The 19,652-nt window shown below is 46.5% G+C and carries 14 protein-coding genes and 1 pseudogene; 9 read left to right on the top strand and 6 right to left on the bottom strand.

The window, feature by feature from the left end:
* The first annotated feature begins 40 nt into the window (after positions 1-40).
* From H7F11_RS15495 to H7F11_RS15455, 9 genes are all read left to right on the top strand, one after another.
* Positions 41-940: a DUF4214 domain-containing protein gene (locus H7F11_RS15495; RefSeq protein WP_193651722.1), complete on the top strand. Its 900-nt coding sequence runs from the start codon at positions 41-43 to the stop codon at positions 938-940.
* Between the two features lie 221 nt (positions 941-1,161).
* The gene (locus H7F11_RS15490; protein WP_227485572.1) at positions 1,162-3,600 is read left to right on the top strand and encodes a glycosyltransferase family 2 protein; all 2,439 of its coding nucleotides are present in this window, start codon (positions 1,162-1,164) and stop codon (positions 3,598-3,600) included.
* Positions 3,601-3,829: 229 nt separating this feature from the next.
* A complete protein-coding gene (locus H7F11_RS15485) occupies positions 3,830-5,038 on the top strand; it encodes a glycosyltransferase family 2 protein (RefSeq protein ID WP_193651723.1) in 1,209 nt (402 codons plus the stop codon).
* A 25-nt stretch (positions 5,039-5,063) separates the two neighbouring features.
* Entirely contained in the window at positions 5,064-6,128 is a 1,065-nt protein-coding gene (gene rfbB, locus H7F11_RS15480; protein WP_193651724.1) for a dTDP-glucose 4,6-dehydratase, read from the top strand.
* Positions 6,125-7,024, top strand: a complete 900-nt coding sequence (gene rfbA / locus H7F11_RS15475) for a glucose-1-phosphate thymidylyltransferase RfbA (RefSeq protein ID WP_193651725.1) — start codon at positions 6,125-6,127, stop codon at positions 7,022-7,024. Before rfbB ends, rfbA begins: the two co-directional genes overlap by 4 nt.
* Complete coding sequence (gene rfbC, locus H7F11_RS15470; RefSeq protein WP_193651726.1) at positions 7,021-7,569, top strand: dTDP-4-dehydrorhamnose 3,5-epimerase; 549 nt, start codon at positions 7,021-7,023, stop codon at positions 7,567-7,569. Before rfbA ends, rfbC begins: the two co-directional genes overlap by 4 nt.
* A gap of 189 nt (positions 7,570-7,758) precedes the next feature.
* On the top strand, positions 7,759-10,005 hold the full coding sequence (locus H7F11_RS15465; RefSeq protein WP_193651727.1) for a glycosyltransferase family 2 protein: 2,247 nt from the start codon (positions 7,759-7,761) through the stop codon (positions 10,003-10,005).
* A 61-nt stretch (positions 10,006-10,066) separates the two neighbouring features.
* The gene (locus H7F11_RS15460; protein WP_193651728.1) at positions 10,067-10,819 is read left to right on the top strand and encodes a class I SAM-dependent methyltransferase; all 753 of its coding nucleotides are present in this window, start codon (positions 10,067-10,069) and stop codon (positions 10,817-10,819) included.
* Positions 10,820-10,851: 32 nt separating this feature from the next.
* Positions 10,852-11,745, top strand: coding sequence for a sulfotransferase family protein (locus H7F11_RS15455; protein WP_193651729.1), 894 nt, complete (start codon positions 10,852-10,854; stop codon positions 11,743-11,745).
* Positions 11,746-11,793: 48 nt separating this feature from the next.
* Here the strand turns inward: H7F11_RS15455 and tnpA are convergent.
* From tnpA to H7F11_RS15430, 6 genes and pseudogenes are all read right to left on the bottom strand, one after another.
* Positions 11,794-12,045, bottom strand: a pseudogene (gene tnpA / locus H7F11_RS17340) (IS66 family insertion sequence element accessory protein TnpA); the annotation flags it as partial.
* A 115-nt stretch (positions 12,046-12,160) separates the two neighbouring features.
* Positions 12,161-13,633 carry a hypothetical protein gene (locus H7F11_RS15450; RefSeq protein ID WP_193651730.1) on the bottom strand — a complete coding sequence of 491 codons (1,473 nt, stop codon included), beginning with the start codon at positions 13,631-13,633 and terminating at the stop codon, positions 12,161-12,163.
* 389 nt (positions 13,634-14,022) lie between these two features.
* On the bottom strand, positions 14,023-16,869 hold the full coding sequence (locus tag H7F11_RS15445) for a glycosyltransferase (RefSeq protein WP_193651731.1): 2,847 nt from the start codon (positions 16,867-16,869) through the stop codon (positions 14,023-14,025).
* Positions 16,862-18,457: a glycosyltransferase gene (locus tag H7F11_RS15440; protein ID WP_193651732.1), complete on the bottom strand. Its 1,596-nt coding sequence runs from the start codon at positions 18,455-18,457 to the stop codon at positions 16,862-16,864. The genes H7F11_RS15445 and H7F11_RS15440 overlap by 8 nt, the downstream gene beginning before the upstream one ends.
* 8 nt (positions 18,458-18,465) lie before the next feature.
* Positions 18,466-19,332, bottom strand: coding sequence for an acyl-ACP--UDP-N-acetylglucosamine O-acyltransferase (gene lpxA / locus H7F11_RS15435; RefSeq protein ID WP_193651733.1), 867 nt, complete (start codon positions 19,330-19,332; stop codon positions 18,466-18,468).
* Positions 19,333-19,350: 18 nt separating this feature from the next.
* The coding region (locus H7F11_RS15430; protein WP_193658234.1) for a transposase at positions 19,351-19,652 on the bottom strand (302 nt) is incomplete at its 5' end.

The raw sequence follows: 19,652 nt of genomic DNA, 5'->3' as shown, positions 1-19,652 counted from the left end.
ATAAACTTGTTATTTTCTGTTGCCGCTAGAGAGTATTGTTATGCCTATCCAGAATATTACTGAACTTTTCGCGCTAGACGGACGAGAATTTGTCACCGAGGCTTATCGCAGCCTGCTTAATCGGGAACCCGATGTCCAAGGCATGGCATACTATCTTGGTCGACTGGCCCAAGGACGCGGCAAGTACTCCGTTATCGTGCAGCTTTCTAAGTCACTGGAATGTAAACCACACGACCAGCTTGAGGGACTCAAAGAACTCATCGAGAATTATCGCCGCTCACATCACTGGTTTTGGGGCAGATTCGCAATCCACAGCCGGGTTGAAAATACTCTCCAAAGCTGTCTTTTCTCATTTGAACGCCTCACCGAACGCTTTTTTACTGAGCAACTGGTGCAGGTGCAAAGGGAACTCAGCACGCTACGCGAGGCGCAGGTTATACAAAACTCTCTCCAACAAGCCAATGATGATTTGGAGAGGAAAAACACGGAAATCCTCCACAACTTTCTCGCACAGCAAGAAGGAATAGAAGTCTTGATACTTGAGGATCGAGAAAAGGAAAGCCGCTTGGTCAAGCTTGAGCAACAAAAAAACCAGCTAGAAGAGGAGTGTGCCAAGTTGGCAGATATGGCTGTACAGCGAGAATCCGAGTTGGCCGATCTCTATCAAACTAAGAAAGTTCTGGAGAAAGAAAACGCGGAAATCCTCTACAACTTCCTAGCACAGCAAGAAGAGATGGAAGTCTTGATACTAGCGCGCAGAGAAAACAAAAATCTTGAGCAACACAAATTTCAGTTTGAAGAAGAAAAGAACGTGCTGTTGAAACAATTGGATGACTTGCGCGCTCAACTAGCTACACTCCAGCAAGATCGCGACGAGCAAGCTTGGTATGCGGCTGAGAGATTGGCGTGGCTTAAAAATATGCATATCTCAGACATGTGAAAACTTCTGCTCTAATGCAACTGTTCTCAATTTCAATATTTTGATTGTTAGGAATACCATGACAGAAAGACCGGTGAAACCCTGAAACATGCTACCAGCGCACCGAGCTTGTCCAATTAACTGAGACTGGTAATTTCAAGCATGGTAAAACACGAAGCGTACCATTAGTTCATCCGTCTGTCCGAGAATCTTTGATAGAACTAAGTTGAGGAATTGTAAAAATGGAAACCACGTTAAAAAAAGCTAATGATCTTTTACGGAAAGGACAGTATGAAAGTGCTATTAAGCTCTACGAACAGTTGCTGGAAGAAATTCCGGAAATGGAAAGATTCATACAGTTCAATCTATCAATTTCGAAAAAGGGCCGAAAATCTAGTGATGTCGATAAATTTATACTGCATGATTATGCTTTGATTTGTCAAAATCTCATTAGTCTCAAGCCGATGCATCAGATCGTAAGAAACGCTTCGGATACCTCTCATTGGCAATCACAGGGTGAAGATCCATACTTTTTTCTTGATACAAACAGCGATGGTTTAATAACCACAGATTGGCATGAAGTCGAATTATGCATGCACACTCCGTACAAGCGAACCAATGCAAAGTTCTATTTCGATACTGGCATGGGCTTTAATGAAGCCGGAAGTATTACCTTAACCACTGAATCTGGACAACCCGCGCGTCGAATCTTTAAACTAACCAAAACCGCTCGCGCCATCCGTTTTGATCCCTCGGAAACCGAGGGTGCCTTCCAGGTCAAAACCCTGCGTTTCGACAAAATTGGCGAAAGCCATGCCAGAAGCGGTATGTTACAACACCTTGTTTCGCAATGTCTCGATTTCACCGACCTCACTACGGAAGTTGCGTGGCAACGCATCGCCTCTGAGGCAAAATTACTAAATTTAGAACCGCTTAAACATCTTCTTATTCGCTACAACGAAACCTTTGGAACACGCCCAAATCCTATTGCCTATGAGGAATGGCTCGAAAACGTCGAAACTCCTAGCCTTCCCACTCCAAAAATAGTATTGGCCACACTTGAAAATATAGGCCTCAAGCCTCTCATTTCCATTGTCATGCCGGTCTATAACACACCGGACATTTATCTTCGGGCGTGCATTGATTCCGTCCTTGCCCAATCTTATCCTCACTGGGAACTTTGCATTGCTGATGACAATTCATCCAAGGAACATGTGCGCCAGATTCTGAGGGATTACGAACAAAAAGAATCGCGCATCCACGTGGTCTACCGTCATGAAAATGGCCACATCTCCAGCGCTTCCAATAGCGCACTCGACATCGCCTCCGGTGAATACGTCGCACTACTAGACCACGACGACGTTCTCCCCGAGCATGCCTTGTATTTCATGGTGCAGGCTATCAATTATAATCCTGACGCTCAGATCCTCTACAGCGACGAGGACAAGCTCGACGCTAATGGCCAACGTTTTGACCCGCACTTTAAAAGTGATTGGAATCCAGACCTTTTCTATTCAACAAATTATATTTCTCATCTCGGTGTTTACAAACTCGCGTTACTGAACTCCATCAATGGCTTTCGTACTGGCGTAGAAGGTAGTCAAGATCAAGACCTGCTACTGCGCTGTCTGCCGCATGTGGAAAATAATCAGATCATCCACATCCCGCGCATTCTCTATCATTGGCGTGCAGTGGAAGGCTCCACAGCCCTCGCATCTGAGGAAAAAAACTACACTACAGAAGTTGGCATCAAAGCACTCACTGATTATTTTAAAAAAAATGGTCCTTTGGGAATTAAAGTCGAGGCGGGTCCCGCGCCCAATACGTACAGAGTTCGCTGGCCTATTCCAGAGCCTGCGCCGCTAGTAAGTTTGCTAATCCCAACGCGGGATAAAAAAACTATAACAGAAGTAGCCGTGCGCAGCATTCTAGAAAAAACTACCTACCCGAACTACGAGATCATTATTCTTGACAATGGTAGCGTAATGTCGGAAACCATTGAATGGTTTGAAACTATCCAACGGCAGGACGCTCGCGTCAAGGTTATCCGTTACGACCATCCGTTCAATTATTCCGCCATCAATAATTTTGGCGTACGACAAGCTAAAGGCGACTTAATTGGTCTGATCAATAATGATGTCGAAGTCATTTCCTCCGACTGGCTTATTGAAATGGTTAGCCACGCTCTGCGTGAAGATATAGGTTGTGTGGGGGCTAAGCTCTACTATAATAATGACACGATACAACATGCTGGTATCATCATGGGCCTTGGTGGAGTCGCAGCACACTCACATAAACTCTTTCCTAGAGATCATCCAGGTTACTTCCGTCGGCTCCAGTTAACACAAAATCTTTCAGGTGTTACAGCCGCTTGCTTGATTGTTCGAAAATCGGTGTTCGACCAAGTGGGTGGTCTTGATGAATGCAACCTCAAGGTTGCTTTTAACGATGTGGATTTTTGCCTCAAAGTACGCGAAGCAGGGTACCGCAACATCTGGACACCCTACGCTGAACTCTACCACCACGAATCCATCAGCCGAGGCCAGGAAGATACGCCAGAAAAACAAGAACGTTTCAGCAAGGAGATAGAATTCATGCTGTCCAAATGGGGTAATATCCTCAAGGCTGACCCATACTACAACCCGAACCTTACTATTCATCGAGAAGATTTTACGATATGAGATTAGAGAAAAGCATATCAATAAAGGTATTCTTGCGCCTTCAATACCCTCATCTAACCACCAAGATGAAAGTGGGGGCGGTATCGTACCCCACAACAACATTATCAACATGGCCTGTCTGATCCTGATAAGCTTGGGTCACAGGCTACCCAATTAAAAGGTCGAAGAGTCATCTGTAAAGTCGAAAAATTCGTATAACTGGTTCGATCATCACTATTGGAGATAGGCTATGAAATTAGGAATTGGTGCGATTTTTCGGGATGAGTATTGCTATGTAATTGAATGGCTTGCTCATCATATGGTTGCTGGATTTGATAAATTTTTTATAGCTGATAATGGTTCTCATGATGGTACAAGAGAGCTTTTAGAAGCTCTAAAACAGGCTCGGTTAGTTGAGTTGATATATCAGCCTGTTTTGCCTGAAAATGCACAAATATTTGCATACAATAGAATTTTAGAGTTCTCGCTTTCCTCAATCGATGTGTTGATTTTTATTGATGCCGATGAGTTTTTGGTGCATGATTCTTTCATTTTGGGAGAAGTCCCAAAACATCTTGAGCAATTGTTTTCAGATTCTACCATCGATATGGTCTGTTTGAATTGGAGGTGTTTTGGTTCGTCTGGTTTAGAAAACCAGAATGAGGGACTGGTAATTGAGCGTTTTGAAAGATGTCTTGGTGATTTGAATGGTAGTATTGAATTATTGCCAGTTCAGAGCCGAACGGTGAATAATCATGTAAAAAGTGCGGTAAGGGTCTCTCGTGTAAATAAAATTGATAATGTCCATGTTTTTTTCTTGAACTCTGGATATAAGATTGTTAATTGCAACGGTAATCAAATCGAAAGTTTTGTGTGGCCAATTGACGGTATATTCCAAAGAGCTTCGCTTTCAGGGCTTATTGATCGTATTGAACCCTCTCCTTTGAGGATTAACCACTATGTTGTCAAATCTAAAGAGGAGTTTCTAAAAAAAATGAAGAGAGGTAGCGCTATGGGCACAATTGAAAATTTTGAGCGTAATGAAGAATTTTTCAAATATCATGACTTTGATGATTCCCGATTTACTTTCCCAGATCAATGGATATGTGCGGTCAAAAAAAAGATTTCTGAAATTTATGATATTTTGGATCATACGGATCTTAATGTTAATATTTTTGGTTGCTTGGATATTGTTAATGAATTTGAATGTGCAGGTTGGCTTGTGCGTCAGAATGGTAACGCTAGTAATCTTATGGTATCCATCTTTGTTAATGGTGTGCATCAAGACTATTCCCTATGCAAATTTTATAGGCCAGATGTCAAAGATCATGGGTTTTCTTTAGATGGAATTTGTGGCTTTCGATATACACACCAGAAACCACTTTCAATTGGTGATGTCGTAGAAGTTTTAGTTTTTGGAAACAAATTCAGGTTTGAAAATTTTTCTACCGTCATTTGATTTTTTCGTAAGAGGTGCTTAATGCATGATCTTCATCTCCGGAGCAGCAGGTTTCATCGGTGCTAATTTTGTTCACCAATGGCTGGGCCAGCCTGCAGAGCACATACTGGTGATTGACGCTCTTACTTACGCGGGTAACATGGAAAACATTGCCTCTATCGCTTCCGACAGGCGATATCACTTTGTTCGGGTAGATATTCGTGACCGCGCTACATTTGATGCGATGCTGGTCCACCACCAACCTCGCGCGCTCTTGCACTTTGCTGCCGAAAGCCATGTGGACCGTACTATTTATGTTCCAGAGGCTTTTGTGCAAACGAATGTGCTGGGGACTTATGAGTCGCTTGAGGCTACTCTCGCGTATTGGGGCAGCTTGCAAGAGGCTGATAAGATCGCCTTCTGTTTCATGCATGTATCCACGGACGAGGTCTACGGTAGCCTCGGGGCTAACGATCCGGCCTTCACGGAGACGACACCTTATGCACCCAATAGTCCTTACGCCGCCAGTAAGGCTGCTAGCGACCAGTTCGTACGCGCTTGGCACCATACTTATGGTTTGCCCACACTCACCACTAACTGTTCCAATAACTACGGTCCTTATCAGTTCCCGGAAAAGCTCATTCCGCTCATGATTCATAACGCCCTCGCAGGTAAGCCTCTGCCCGTTTATGGCGATGGTCAGAATGTGCGGGACTGGTTATATGTGGAAGACCACTGCCGTGCCATCGCCCGCGTGTTAGATGCGGGTAAACCTGGAGAAACGTACAACATCGGTGGTCACAATGAAGTACGTAATATCGACGTGGTACATACCCTATGCGACCTTTTAGATCGGCTGCGTCCACGTTCTGACGGTCAAAGCTATCGGACTCAAATCACTTTTGTCACAGATCGTCCCGGCCATGATCGACGTTACGCTATCGATGCCACAAAGATTGGTCGCGAGCTTGATTGGAAACCGCAGGAAACCTTTACTACAGGATTGGAGCGCACCGTACAGTGGTACCTCGATCATACTGAATGGGTGGAGCACGTCACTAGCGGCGCCTATCGACAATGGGTAAATCAGCAATATGGAGAAACGCTATGAATAGCAACCCCAAATCTGTTCATCGCAAGGGTATTATATTGGCAGGAGGTTCCGGTACCCGTCTGCACCCAGTAACCCAGGCGCTCAGCAAACAACTTTTACCGGTCTACGACAAGCCGATGATTTATTATCCGCTCTCCACGCTGATGCTGGCGGGTATTCGTGAAATATTGATCATTTCCACCCCCCAGGATACGCCACGTTTCACCCAGCTTTTAGGTGATGGAAGTCAATGGGGTCTAAATTTGCATTACGCCGTGCAGCCTTCACCCGATGGACTCGCGCAGGCTTTTATCATTGGCCGCGACTTCATTGGTGATTCGCCCAGTGCTTTGGTTCTGGGAGATAACCTGTTCTGGGGGCATGACCTGCAAAGCGCACTGCAAGCCGTCAATACGCAGGCCTCGGGCGCTACCGTCTTTGCCTATCACGTGCATGACCCGGAACGTTATGGGGTGGTGGATTTCGATAAGAGTGGCAAGGCCCTTTCTATTGAAGAAAAGCCCCATCAACCCAAGAGCAATTACGCGGTGACCGGCTTGTACTTTTACGATGCGCAGGTTTGTGACATTGCGGCTGGCCTTAAACCCTCACCACGCGGCGAGTTGGAAATTACTGACGTGAATCGCGTTTATCTGGCTCAAAACACACTGCAGGTCCAGACTCTGGGTCGTGGATTTGCCTGGCTGGATACCGGTACCCACGAAAGTTTGCTGGAGGCCGGGCAATTCATCGCTACCATCGAAAAGCGCCAGGGTCTAAAAATCGCCTGTCCTGAAGAAATCTCCTGGCGGGCGAAATGGATAGACAACACGCAGTTTGAACGTTTGGCGGCCCCATTGCACAAAAGCGGCTACGGGCAATATTTACTCAGAGTTTTACAGGAGAAAGCATGAACGTCATTCCAACCGCTATTCCCGAAGTGCTTATTCTCGAACCCAAGGTCTTCGGTGATGCGCGTGGATTTTTTCTGGAAAGCTTCAACCGCAAGACTTTTCAAAGTGTTTCTGGCCTTGACCTGGATTTTGTGCAGGATAATCACTCCCGCTCAGCCAGGCACGTATTGCGTGGATTGCACTATCAGCGCGTCAAGCCGCAAGGCAAGCTGGTTAGGGTAGTCTCAGGTCGGGTTTGGGACGTAGCGGTAGATCTTCGGCGTAGCTCACCGAATTTCGGTAAATGGGTGGGCGTAGAACTCTCTGCGGACAATCATCGGCAGTTCTGGGTACCACCCGGTTTCGGGCATGGTTTTGTGGTCTTATCAGAGCAGGCTGATTTTCTCTATAAAACGACAGAATACTGGTATCCGGAATATGACCGGAGCATCCTGTGGAATGATTCGCAGCTTGCCATTGCATGGCCACTGGATGGCCATACTCCACTATTGGCGGCAAAGGACGCTGCCGCACCGCAATTTGCGCAAGCCGAAGTCTATGACTGATGTGGTCACTGCAACTTTTTTGAATGGACCGTTGGCCTGTGCGGTGTCCACAATGCTTTCAGAATTTGATTTGGGCTGGACACGTTGAAAAGTGTGCGCCCCTCTCAGCCCTTATCTGAAGCTGAATATGTTCTTCAAGTCAAAGGGCGACTATTACCGCTAACCCCTTTTGCCAGCTTTTTGGAATCCTTGGTTGAGCTTCTACCTCGCCGTTTTGTGCCCGTGCGACTGGTTCCTCAAGAGAATGTCGCGGAAATCGACGGTCTTTCTGGAGAATACAAAGGGATTTCTGAATGGCCATGCCTTTCGGTAGAAATGACCACAGAACTCGCTAAAGGTGGCTGGTTTTATCTGGAAGCCGCACTGGTGCGCCATACAGGGGACCGCGAAGCCCGCTTTTTTGGAACGGGTGATGGTGATGGTAGCGCTGAATTTCAAATCCCTATACCCAGCAATTTGCGCGGTTCCATCCGGGAAGTGTTTTACCTGCCAAGCCCTGTAATCAGTTTGTTTTGGTCGCCCATGCAGGCCCCAGGCTTTTTTTCACAAAGTCATCTGTTGGTCCACCGTATCAGTGCCATGGAGAGTTTTTTTCGGCGCACGCATCGCGTGGTGGAAACGCTTTGGGCCGTGCGGGGTAGTCGTGGCAAAGCACGCGGTGGTCTGACTTGGCGTGGCGCGGTATTTCATCTTCAGGACGCCTACATTCGCACTGCACGCCTTAAAATTCAGCGTTACCGGGGGCATGATTACGCCGAGTTTCTGACACGGCATGACACCATCAAACCTGTCGAGATGAATGCCATGATGGCTTCCATACAGGCGGCAGAGGCAAAACCGTTAATCAGCCTGATCGTGATTTTACGGGATGCAGAACCATTCTTGCTCTCAACAATGCTGACTTCCATTCGGAACCAGCAATATCCCCATTGGGAGCTCCTGCTGGGTATGGATGGGCGTGTCTCGGCTGAATGTCGCGAGTTATTGGAAAATGCGCGCCGCGAAGATGCGCGTATCCTGCTTGAAGAACTGGATGCGCAAGCCGGTGTGGCAGCGGGCCTGAACGCTTTACTGCAACAGGTTCAGGGTGAATTTTTCGCAGTATTTGCCCCGCATGACCTTCTGCCTGAGCAGGCATTACTTTTTGCGGCGAAAGCCATTCAAGACCACAACGATGCGGTGGTCATCTACGCAGATCATGACTGGATCGACGACAAAAACCGCAGACATGCACCACACTTCAAGCCGGACTGGAATCCGGATTTTTTTACGGCCTTTGACTATATGGGCAATCTGCGTTTGTGGCGGACGGAAACGGTTCGACACTTGGGTGGCTTTCGGCGGGGTTTTGATGGGGCAGAGTGCTATGACTTGACACTGCGCTGCGTTGCCGACTGTACAGACGCGCAGATTCTCCATATTCCGCGTGTCTTGTGTCATTGTCGGGACCTGGATGCGCGGCAAGCCAGTGCTTTAACTGCACCGTATGCACAATCAGGCATGGAGGCCGGTCTACGGGCGGTTTCCGACCATTTCAAGGAACAAGGTGCCCACGTGCTTGCTGGAGCAGTGCCCGGTATTTATCGCGTCTGTCACCCGATACCTTCACCCGCGCCCCTTGTCAGCATCCTGATTCCCACCCGTGACAAGCTCGACATTCTGAAAGCCTGTGTGGAAAGCGTTCAGCAGCGCACTGACTATCCAGCTTGGGAAATACTGATTGTCGATAATGGTTCGGTGGAAGCCCAGACCCTGGCATGGTTCGAGACTATCCAGCAGGATGCGCGCATCCGGGTCATTGCCTATCCGTTCCCATTCAATTATTCAGCCATCAACAACTTTGCTGTAGAGCAGGCGAAAGGGGAAGTGGTTGTTTTGCTCAACAATGACATCGAGGTCATCAGTCGGGACTGGCTCACCGAAATGGTCGGCCATGCCCTGCGCCCCGGAATTGGTGCCGTAGGCGCCAAACTGCTGTACCCCAATGATATGGTTCAGCATGCGGGTGTGGTGCTTGGCATTGGCGGTGTGGCAGGTCATGTCCATCGCTATCTGGGTGGTACCGAGCCGGGATACTATTTCCGTGCCATTGCCACACAGAATTATTCGGTGGTCACTGCCGCCTGTCTGGCCGTGCGTAAGTCGGTCTTTGCAGAGGCCGGCGGGCTGGATGCCATCAACCTGAAAGTGGCCTTCAATGATGTGGATTTCTGCCTGAAACTGTTGAAAGCGGGTTACCGCAATGTGTTTACCCCCTATGCTTTGCTTTATCACCATGAATCCCTCAGCCGGGGCCATGATGATACGCCTGAAAAGAAAGCGATTTTTGAGTACGAATTCGAATATATGAAAACCTGCTGGGGCAAGATAGCGGATCCTGCTTATAATCCGAACTTGAGTCTGGAGTTTGAAGATTTTTCGCTGAAAAGGTTTTGAGGGTTGCAATACATGAGCTGGAAGCCGTCTTATCTGACCCTGCGAACCAATGAGGCTGCCAATGTCTGATACAGACTCAGATTGGCAGCATATTGCCCGCACTCAGCCTTATTACGGGGTATTGAGGGATCCGGCATTTCGGGAGCCGCAACTTTCTGACGAGCAGCGGGCCCTTTTTTTTGATTCTGGCCAGAGTCACGTCAATATGGTTCTGGATCAGTGCCAGCGCTTTTTTGGTGATAATGGATTTAAGGGAAACGCCCTGGACTTTGGTTGTGGCGTAGGTCGGCTCACCTTGCCTCTTTCCCGGCAATTTACTCAGGTATTCGGCTTGGATGTGGCGCCTGCCATGCTCAGTGAAGCCCAACGTTATGCGAATCTGCTCGGCGCCCAAAATTTGCATTGGTTGGTGGCGGATGACGCGCTTTCAGCGATAGACCGGATGCATTTTGATTTCATGTTATCGTTTATTGTGTTTCAACATATTCCTGAAGCACGCGGACAGAAGATCCTGAAAAAGTTGTTGCAGCGACTGGCTCCGGGGGGCATAGGGGTATTCCATTTCAAGTATGCGCAAGTACATCCCGCCAGTCGTTTCTACGCTTTTTTGAGTCATCAGTTGCCGGGGGGCAGGCTCCTGGTAAATTTTTTACGGGGTAAACCCTTGCGTGAACCGCATATGCAAATGAATGCATATGATCTGAATCATCTGATGCAGACGATTCAATCTGAAGGTATTCACGAAATCCATGTTCGGCTGGGAGATCATGGCGGACACTGGGGCGTTGAAATGTATGTGCGGCGGGATGCTTAATCATTTTGTGACTGAATTACAGGAGCGTCATCATGATGGCTAGCCCTTGTTGGATACCCGTGTTGGGGATGCACCGCAGTGGTACCAGTGCCATGACCTGTGGCCTTCGGGCTTTGGGTGCGCACTTGGGGCAGAACCTGATGGCGCCCGTGCCTGATGTTAATCCCAAAGGCTTTTGGGAGGACATGGACATTTATCATTTGAATGAGGAAATGCTGCAGGCATTGGGTACCCGGTGGTATCAAAGTACCCCCTTATCGAAAGGGCAGGTGGATTGGTTGCTTGCCAACGGATACCTGGAAAAAGCCGTGACCTTGCTGCAAGGCAAACGGTTGGATTCACAACCTTTTGCGTTTAAAGACCCCCGTTTATGCCGCCTGCTGGCATTTTGGCAGGAGGTGCTGAAAATTGCAGGTGGATCTGTGGCGTATTTTCTGGCATTGCGGAATCCTGTCAGCATTGCCGATTCCCTGCAGAAGCGTGATGGTATGGATCGCACCCAAAGTTATCTGCTCTGGTTGACGCATACGGTGAACAGTATTTTGCTCACCAACGGCCAGCGACGGGTGCTGGTCAACTATGACGCTTTGATTAAAGCGCCAGAAGAGCAGTTGTACCGGATTGCTGATCGTCTGGAGCTGGTCGTAAAGGAAGATCGGCTGGCAAAATATGTGGGGAATTTTCTCGATAAAAACCTGCGCCATACCCGTCATACGCAGGTTGATTTGGCAGAGGATCCTGATTGTCCAGCATTTATAGTCGGGCTTTATCGGGATCTTCTGGCTGTGGCGCAGGATAGAAAAGATCTGGATACACCTGCCATCCAAAAACGCCTGAAACAGGCCTGGAAAAGCGTGCATGCCATGCTTCCACTCATGCAGGCAATGGATCGGATGATTGATGCAAAAATCAGGGGGGCAAACTAACCATGCATGAAAACTGGTATCTACTGATGCTACAAGCTTCAGGCTCCGACCGTACAACAGGTGGATTTCCACCGATAAAACAGGCGAGCTGACCGGTGCAGCCAGAGTCACCGGCAAAAACCCTTCAGGCACGGCGGCCAGCAACGGCGTACTCGCAGAATCAGCAAAGCGTTTGCGCCAGTAATGCAGCGTGGCTACGGCGATCCCCGTCTGCGCACAATAATGCTTAACCGTAAGGCCGCTCGCCTGAAAGGCATCCACTTGTTGCCGCCAATAAGCGACTTTCTCTGCTTTCTTCATCCCCAACCCTCCGCGCTGAACGCAGATCAGGATCGGTCAGGTCAGAAAATTTGGGAAGGTGGGTTGCTTAGACGCTTACGAAAAAACAACAGTAGTTGCCAGCCTCGTATACTTGTCAGTTGCTCTTGCGCGAAAGTGATTTACTGAACGCAAGAAACGCTTCTGAAGATTCTGTTGTCTCATCCTTAATGGATTTTCCACCCTGAGAATAAATTCTATCGTATACAGAAACCTGACTTATTTTTACACTACCTTTTATCACCTTTATTGTAATGAGATTATTAGTACAGAATGGTAGCTTTAGGGTGATATCTTCGCCATAACAGGCAGTGTTTACAGCATTATCACCATAAGCGACAGAAAGCGAAGCAGAAAGTGACCCCAGTGGCGATGCAATAATTCTGATAGTTACAAACTTTGTGTCATTAAGTTCTAGATTAAACCTTTGCAATAACTTAGCACCAGACATAGCAATTATGCCATTATTTTCATCAAAATTTAATTCTCCATAAGTTTCCCATCCCTTGTCGCCATACCGAAATTTACCATTGAAAACTATATCTTTTGGCCAATCTCTGTAGCTCCATAATACGACACCTGAAGACGATTCATTGATAATTTCTAAGCTTTTTTTGAAGAAAGCATCAAAGGTCGATGCATCTTTTTTTAGAGCAGACCAAGAATTCTCAGTTGAATCAATGAAGTTAAATTGATCTATAATCGGCAGTTGTTCTCCATGCCTAAACATTGGTGCAATTGTGCGAAGTAAGTTACGTAAATTCAGAGCTGCATCTTCTCCGCTTAAATTTTTTGAGCCGGGGCCACCAATATTTTGATGAAAATAAATATAGGACTGATCAACATAAAGCTGAGAGCGCTGCCAGTGATAGAATTTGCGATGCGTATCCTCAGCCTCTTTTGGTAACTCGTCTGAGTCGATTCGATATTCGTATCCAATTGCTCCAATTATTTCCTTCGCTAGGCGAAGAATGCGTGGCAACAGAATTGTGTCGAAAAAAGAAATAAATATTGAGATCGAAACATCATTTGATGGCGGAATGATCATAGGTGTCGATGTTAAGCACAGGGCATGGACAAATTGCACATAGCCAGCCCGATGCGCAATGTCCGCCCTCTCGCTCTCGTTTAGTAACGGCCAATGACGAAAAATGGGCCAATAGAAGTCCTCCCATGAAATAAAAACCTTGACGACTGGATTATCGCTGCAATCAATGCAAGTTCGTAAAATCTCAAAATAGCGAACAAGTAATTGGTGCTCGGCTGGCTGATGCATGGCCTGACTCAGTATATGGTATGTACTATTAGGGTAAATTCCTGATTCCCATAGATAACAGGCGCGAATATGAACTTCTAGCTGTCGATAGCGTGCCTCCTTTAAAATGGTAATCAATAAAGCCGACTTCTGTTCTGTATCATAAATTATTGGCGCGCATGGAATAATCAGAAAGACGCAATTAAAACCATTACTCACTACGCTGTCGAGTTCACTGACAATATCGTCAATATTGGCCGACTCAAACCAATTTAAAGGACTAAATTCACAAAATATGTGTGTACCGATTAACATATAAGATTCCTCGAATTTTAAGTGGATAGTCTGAGATCAAGCTTAACTAGGATCATATGGCATGTTGATGATGATGATTTTCTCTCGAACCAGCGGAGCACACCGTCCCAGTAATTTATGATGGTGTAGGCGGCTGTTACGACTGGCGGCAGACCTTAGCGTTCTCCAACTAGGCTTTTAGTAATGTGGTAGCCTAGTGGCGTTTGCGGAACTGGACATGCTGCTCTGCAGATCTGGCAAGAGGAGTATATTTCCTGGGCAAATGGACATAAAAACCTAGCCGTATCGCTTTGTCTTTGAAGCTCACGGCATTCACCATCATCATCTTCGTACATCACATACCCCAGATTCGACCACTGAAAGTTCACAATCTGGCGAAGAGCTATAAATCAACCAGTCACAATAGCCTTACAATTATTAGGTGGATAAATGCCTACACCGTTCAGCGCTGTCCTCATAGCACTCTGACCATGCTCGAAAGAAAAATTGTTTTCAGCTAGTCGTAAAGCATTTTTGGAAAATTCGTTCCATAATGCTTCGTCTTCATAGAGCTTGGCGATGCCTTCAACCCACTCACTGGGTCTTTCGGCTAAATAAGCATTGATACCATGCGAAAGACCAGTTCCTTCGGCAGCTATGCTGGTAAGTACGGTCGGAATGCCACAAGCCATTGCTTCCAGTACCTTCCCTTTTATGCCTGCGCCTGATCGGAGAGGCGCCACGAAAACACGACAAGTTTCGAAAACATCATCCAAGCTTTCGACGAAGCCTTCAAGGATAACGTCGTCAGCCTCAAACTTTTTGAAGCTCTCGGGCATATGACTTCCGTAAATATGAAATATCACATCGGGTATTTTTTTTCTTAATAAAGGCATAATATCTGTGACAAAAAACTCAACAGCCTCAATATTTGGCGTATGACGATACCCTCCCAGGAAAGCAATACCCGTGCGTTCTTTAAAAGGGATTTGATGCCCGCGAGTGTTTAGCACCCATGGGCAAATATACATATTTTCATTGTTCAGATTGTGGCTCATTATGACAGCCTGCTCGGTACTGTTATAGGTAAGAATCGCGTCCACATTACGCATTAACGCGAGCTCTTTGTCACGCGTAGCAAGCGGTCCTGAAAGATCCCTATCACCCTTAGAAAGGGCCATACGAAGTTCGCGAAGAAAGTGCAGATCAGCATTATTGAACATTACTTTAGCACTTGCATGTCTACGAATATGATCAATATAACGGTCAGCAACATCATAACGGGTAATGTAAACCAGATCGAATTCGCGACCCCGTTTTTCCAGGATATTTTGAATGCTATCGTAGAAAGGATAGTACAGACACTCTACACCGGCACGCTGCAGCGCGTCGGTGTATTTACCCATGTGGGCCATGTTTTCAGGTACAAAAGTAATTTTGCAACCGTTGGCCTGTAGCATCCGCATTTCCTGGACTGCAGCATAAGAGCCTGCATCATGGTCTGGCATTGGAGTAGTGTAGTCAATCATTAAAACACGGCAGGTCACGTTGCGATCTTTATTGCGCCACACATTTTCCCAACATGGTTGTCCGTTGTTAATATAATCATCAACCCACTTTGCTCTAAACTTAGGCGCATTGATAGCTTGATTTTTCTTTATCCCTTTCGATTCATCACGACCATTACTCATACCCTCAAAATGAATCACGACAGATTGCGGCACATAGACCGTTTTGTAACCCGCTGCACGAACCTTGAAGGCAATATCTGTATCTTCATAATAGGCCGGTGCAAATTCCTCGCTGAAACCACCGACCTCATTCCATATGACGCGAGGAATCATAATTGCAGCGCCTGAAAGGTAGTCTACCTGGCGGACATAATTCCATTCTGGACTTTGAGGATTACCTCCATTACCAAGATTCCAAGGGTGGCCATCACCCCAGACAATACCACCCGCTTCCTGGAGTTTGCCATCAGGATATATAAGCTTTGATCCAGCTATACCAACCATCGAAATACGATCAAACGTGCTGATTAATTCATCTAGCCAGCCAGAGGTTACTTCAGTATCGTTGTTAAGCATAACAACGTACTTACCATGCGCTTCTTTAACTGCTTTATTGCAATTGCGGAGAAAGCCGAGGTTGGTTTTGTTGGTGATAAGGTGAATATTTTCGATATATTTGGCAATGTCTATGGTTTCGTCCGTGGACACATCATCCACCACGATGACTTCGTAGCTGGCCACATTTTGAGCCAAGACTAACGAGGCAAGGCAGTGGTAGGTTAAGCTAAACTTGTTATGGACCGGGATGACGATGCTGACATCCGGTTCTTGATTATTTGGTAGCGATATTTTTGGATATTTTTTCCGTGATTCATAACCTTCAACCACTGCTTGATGGGCAGTCATTAGGTTAGTGATGGATTTTACATCTGTGCCGCTTTTCGTCAGTTGTTCAACGTTCCTTTTGAGAGAATCGTAACGAAAAGCAGCTGTACGAGAGATGGCCCCGTAGGTCAGCTCTTTAGCGCTACTGACAAGATGTTCCCAACTAGTGAGAATTGCGGGCAGTACATCCACATAACTGGCCTCGACACCGGGATGGCCTGGTATCGTAACGACAATGATATGAGGCATACCATCCATAAGCTCTGACGGAATCTTAATGTTAAATCGATATTTTTCATCCTGGCCACGAACAGCGCCACAATTTTCGGTGACTCTGCCATTGTCAAAAGATAAAATGAGAGGAGCATGGTCTTCCGAAGTAGCGAGGCCGACCACTTCTCCGCTCAGATGTCCAAATTCGATGTTATGAATTGATATGTAAGCACTGTCGCTATTTTTGATCTCAAGTGCATTGCATTCTATGCGCTTTCCAGAGGTATCGTCCATAAGATAAATTTTATAGAGAAGCCCATCAGCAGGTATTGGTTTTACTTTAATTTTGAAGGCATGCTTTCCGTCTCCTAAACCAGCAATAAGAAGATCTTCACGGAAAATATTTGCCTCTCCACAACCAATGCATACACTACCTAGCATGACATTCACTGCAACTGATGATTTTGGTTCGTCTTGATTCATTGCCCAACCATAAACAAAACCATGATCATAAGAATCAATATTTCCACTGATGCTTATATTCGGTTTCTCAAAATATTCTTCCGTGCTTCCTGGATCTATTTTTATAGATTCTATTTTGCTTAGTTCTGAATTATCATTATCACCAGATATAAATATATCAACCATGATTTTGCATTCCTAATTGAGTATTCTTAGGTTGGGAAAGACGCAGGGCCATAAGCCGGATACCCAGCGTGCGTTGGTCTTCGCCACCTTTGCAGAGAGCTGGGGATCGGGGCTGACAAATGACCAGACGTAAAGTGATCAGTAAGTCTTGGCTATCAAGTACTTCGATAGGTATTTCAATTTTGTTCCATATTTCCGTAGAAGTGCCCGGATTCTTATGAGGAAATTTTAGGACGATGATTTGCTTGTCGCGAAGATAGACGTCGACTTTTGCCGTTTCCTCGGCTGGGGCTGTTGCCGGGAAATAGTGCTTGCAGTATAACTCTACGATTCGTCCGTGATTTTTTAGAAGTTTTATGGGCAACTTGAGTTGAGCGGTATCGTCACAACTCCATACCCCCGAAGGTTCTGGATATGACCAACCTTCACCCAAAATCAGGGTGCTCGCCAAGGAATTATCTGAAAATGGCATGTCATTTTGCCAGAGATCGGTTAGTGCATCGATGTGCTCCATGCGCATCATAGGACTAACGCTTTGTTTTATTGCGGCTACGCTGCGCAGTTCACCCGTGGCGCGCGGCAAAAATCCGGATATGAAATGAGATAACTCCGCATCTTCATGATCCGCAGCATTCAGTGATTTCCAGTTATGGATACTATTGTGATAAATGCTTTCCCAACGCTCCACAAGCGTATCCATACTAGTCAGATTACGCCATGCCTGAGCCGCTTCTTTGATTTTTCTCGGCTGGTAAAGATCAATGCCGTGCAACAGATTCACCTGGGTTACCGGACCAAGAGCGATGTGCTTACTGAGGTGATTATCGGGCCACTGTTTCGCCAATTCGGCATCCAATACACCGCCGTAACCAAATTCGTCTGTAACAATCACATGGGTACCCGCACAACAGGTTTCCATGGCACTACGTGAAAAGCAGAAACAGATGTCGTAGTCATGAATAATACTGGAAATATTTTCTATTTCATTGCCAACACCGCGTCCAGCAAGAGTGAGTGAAATGTTGCGCGAATTGCTGGCAGCAGCGAGTGTATCGATATAAGCCTCTTTCAGGAAAGGCAGGTTGAATGCTTTGATAATCGCAAGCGCCTTGCGCGGTTTCGGAGAAATATCTGGTTTGAGTGTGTATTCATCCGTATTCACCGCATTAATCACTACTTCCGTTTGCTGCTTTGGAATACCACTGACGAGTAGCCGCTCCTGGCAGGCGTAATCTACGGCCAGATAGTGGGTAATACGCGGGCTGCGGAACGGCTTGTCGAACGGGTTGATGACATCATGGCACACGAACACCGCAGGCGTTTTACTGAAGCGGATCATTGCGGTTGCAAGGGCGACATTATGGTTACCATGAATGATGTCGGGGACAATCCCGATTTGGGATATGTCATCGACAACGGGTATGCCGCGAGCGGCGAGTTCCATGGCCAGTCGGCCTAAAGAAGGCGAGTAAACCATGACCCGATGCCCACGTTGGTAGAGTGCCAGTGCGAGTTCGAAAGTGGCCATTTCTGTGCCGGTACGTTCGGCCATGATGATATTCGTCATCAATATGCTGAGTTTTTGCATATTTAATCTTAATCCTGATCTGAATCAGAATTTTTGTTATGGCGTAAATAACCCCGCTGGGATGCAGACAAGAAATGGGTAAGTTTGATTATTACATCGTCTTTGTATAAATCCATCATTTTTAATCGCTCTATGCAGTCACTTAATTTGTGGCGTTGGCGGAATAATATCGGATAGGCTTTTCTTAATGTATTGATGGATGCTTGGCTGTAGCCATTACGTCTTAACCCGATTATGTTGATTCCGCGCAGTGTGGCACGGTTACCTGCCGCCATAGTGAAAGGTGGAACATCTCTTGCTACCGACGCATTAAGGCCGATTATGGCCAAACGACCAACAATTACATGTTGATGTATGGCGACTAATCCACCAATAAAGCAGTAGTCCTGTGCCTGCACATGTCCGGCAAGATTGGCAGAGTTGACGAGTGTAACGTGGCTGCCGATGACGCAATCATGTGCAACATGAGAGTACGCCATGAACATGTTGTGATCTCCAATCAGGGTGATGCCTCCACCTTTGGTGGTACCACGACTGATGGTTGCAAACTCCCTGATGATATTATCATCGCCTATGGAAAGTTTGGTGGTTTCTCCACAATAGGTGCGGTCCTGAGGGTCTCCTCCCAGTGCAGCATAAGAGTATATTTTGTTGTTGTTACCGATTTTTGTCCATCCCGCAATATCCACATTTCTATGGATGATGTTATTTTCTCCAATTTCAACCTCTGGACCTATATAAACGTGTGGCCCAATCTCACAACCGTTACCAATTTGTGCGGTAGGATGAATGATGGCAGTTTTATGTATTTCTGAGAAATACATCGATCTTCTGAAATGGAACGGTTTTTTTTCTATGGGATGTTTGTTAAGCATACGCGGTTCCTCGTCATTTCAAGTGGGTAGCCTGAGATCCAGCTTGCCCAGGATCAGGTAGGCCATGTTGATAAAGTTCTTGTGCGTGCGGTAACCCCGAGCCTTGGCCTTGGCGGATTGAATGAGGCTGTTGAAACCTTCCAGAATTCCATTGGTGATCTGGCTCTCGAACCATCGGAGCACGCCATCCCAGTGATTCATGATGGTGTAGGCGACCCTGACGATAGGCGGCAGATCGCTGGTTCTGGCGTTTTCCAACCAGGCTTTCAAGAGGGTAGCCCCCTGGTGGCGATTCTTGATCGTGAAGATGTCCTGAAAGG

This window comes from Acidithiobacillus sp. HP-2 (assembly GCF_015100155.1).
In the GTDB taxonomy this organism is placed as follows: domain Bacteria; phylum Pseudomonadota; class Gammaproteobacteria; order Acidithiobacillales; family Acidithiobacillaceae; genus Acidithiobacillus.
Note: the sequence above shows the minus strand (reverse complement) of the source record. Positions and strands in the feature narration are given on the sequence as shown.

Bases quoted from the DNA above. Each gene is read 5' to 3' on its own strand.
- H7F11_RS15495 (WP_193651722.1), top strand. From the start codon at position 41: ATGCCTATCCAGAATATTACTGAACTTTTCGCGCTAGACGGACGAGAA.
- H7F11_RS15490 (WP_227485572.1), top strand. From the start codon at position 1,162: ATGGAAACCACGTTAAAAAAAGCTAATGATCTTTTACGGAAAGGACAG.
- H7F11_RS15485 (WP_193651723.1), top strand. From the start codon at position 3,830: ATGAAATTAGGAATTGGTGCGATTTTTCGGGATGAGTATTGCTATGTA.
- rfbB (WP_193651724.1), top strand. From the start codon at position 5,064: ATGATCTTCATCTCCGGAGCAGCAGGTTTCATCGGTGCTAATTTTGTT.
- rfbA (WP_193651725.1), top strand. From the start codon at position 6,125: ATGAATAGCAACCCCAAATCTGTTCATCGCAAGGGTATTATATTGGCA.
- rfbC (WP_193651726.1), top strand. From the start codon at position 7,021: ATGAACGTCATTCCAACCGCTATTCCCGAAGTGCTTATTCTCGAACCC.
- H7F11_RS15460 (WP_193651728.1), top strand. From the start codon at position 10,067: ATGTCTGATACAGACTCAGATTGGCAGCATATTGCCCGCACTCAGCCT.
- H7F11_RS15455 (WP_193651729.1), top strand. From the start codon at position 10,852: ATGATGGCTAGCCCTTGTTGGATACCCGTGTTGGGGATGCACCGCAGT.
- H7F11_RS15450 (WP_193651730.1), bottom strand. From the start codon at position 13,633: ATGTTAATCGGTACACACATATTTTGTGAATTTAGTCCTTTAAATTGG.
- H7F11_RS15445 (WP_193651731.1), bottom strand. From the start codon at position 16,869: ATGGTTGATATATTTATATCTGGTGATAATGATAATTCAGAACTAAGC.
- H7F11_RS15440 (WP_193651732.1), bottom strand. From the start codon at position 18,457: ATGCAAAAACTCAGCATATTGATGACGAATATCATCATGGCCGAACGT.
- lpxA (WP_193651733.1), bottom strand. From the start codon at position 19,332: ATGCTTAACAAACATCCCATAGAAAAAAAACCGTTCCATTTCAGAAGA.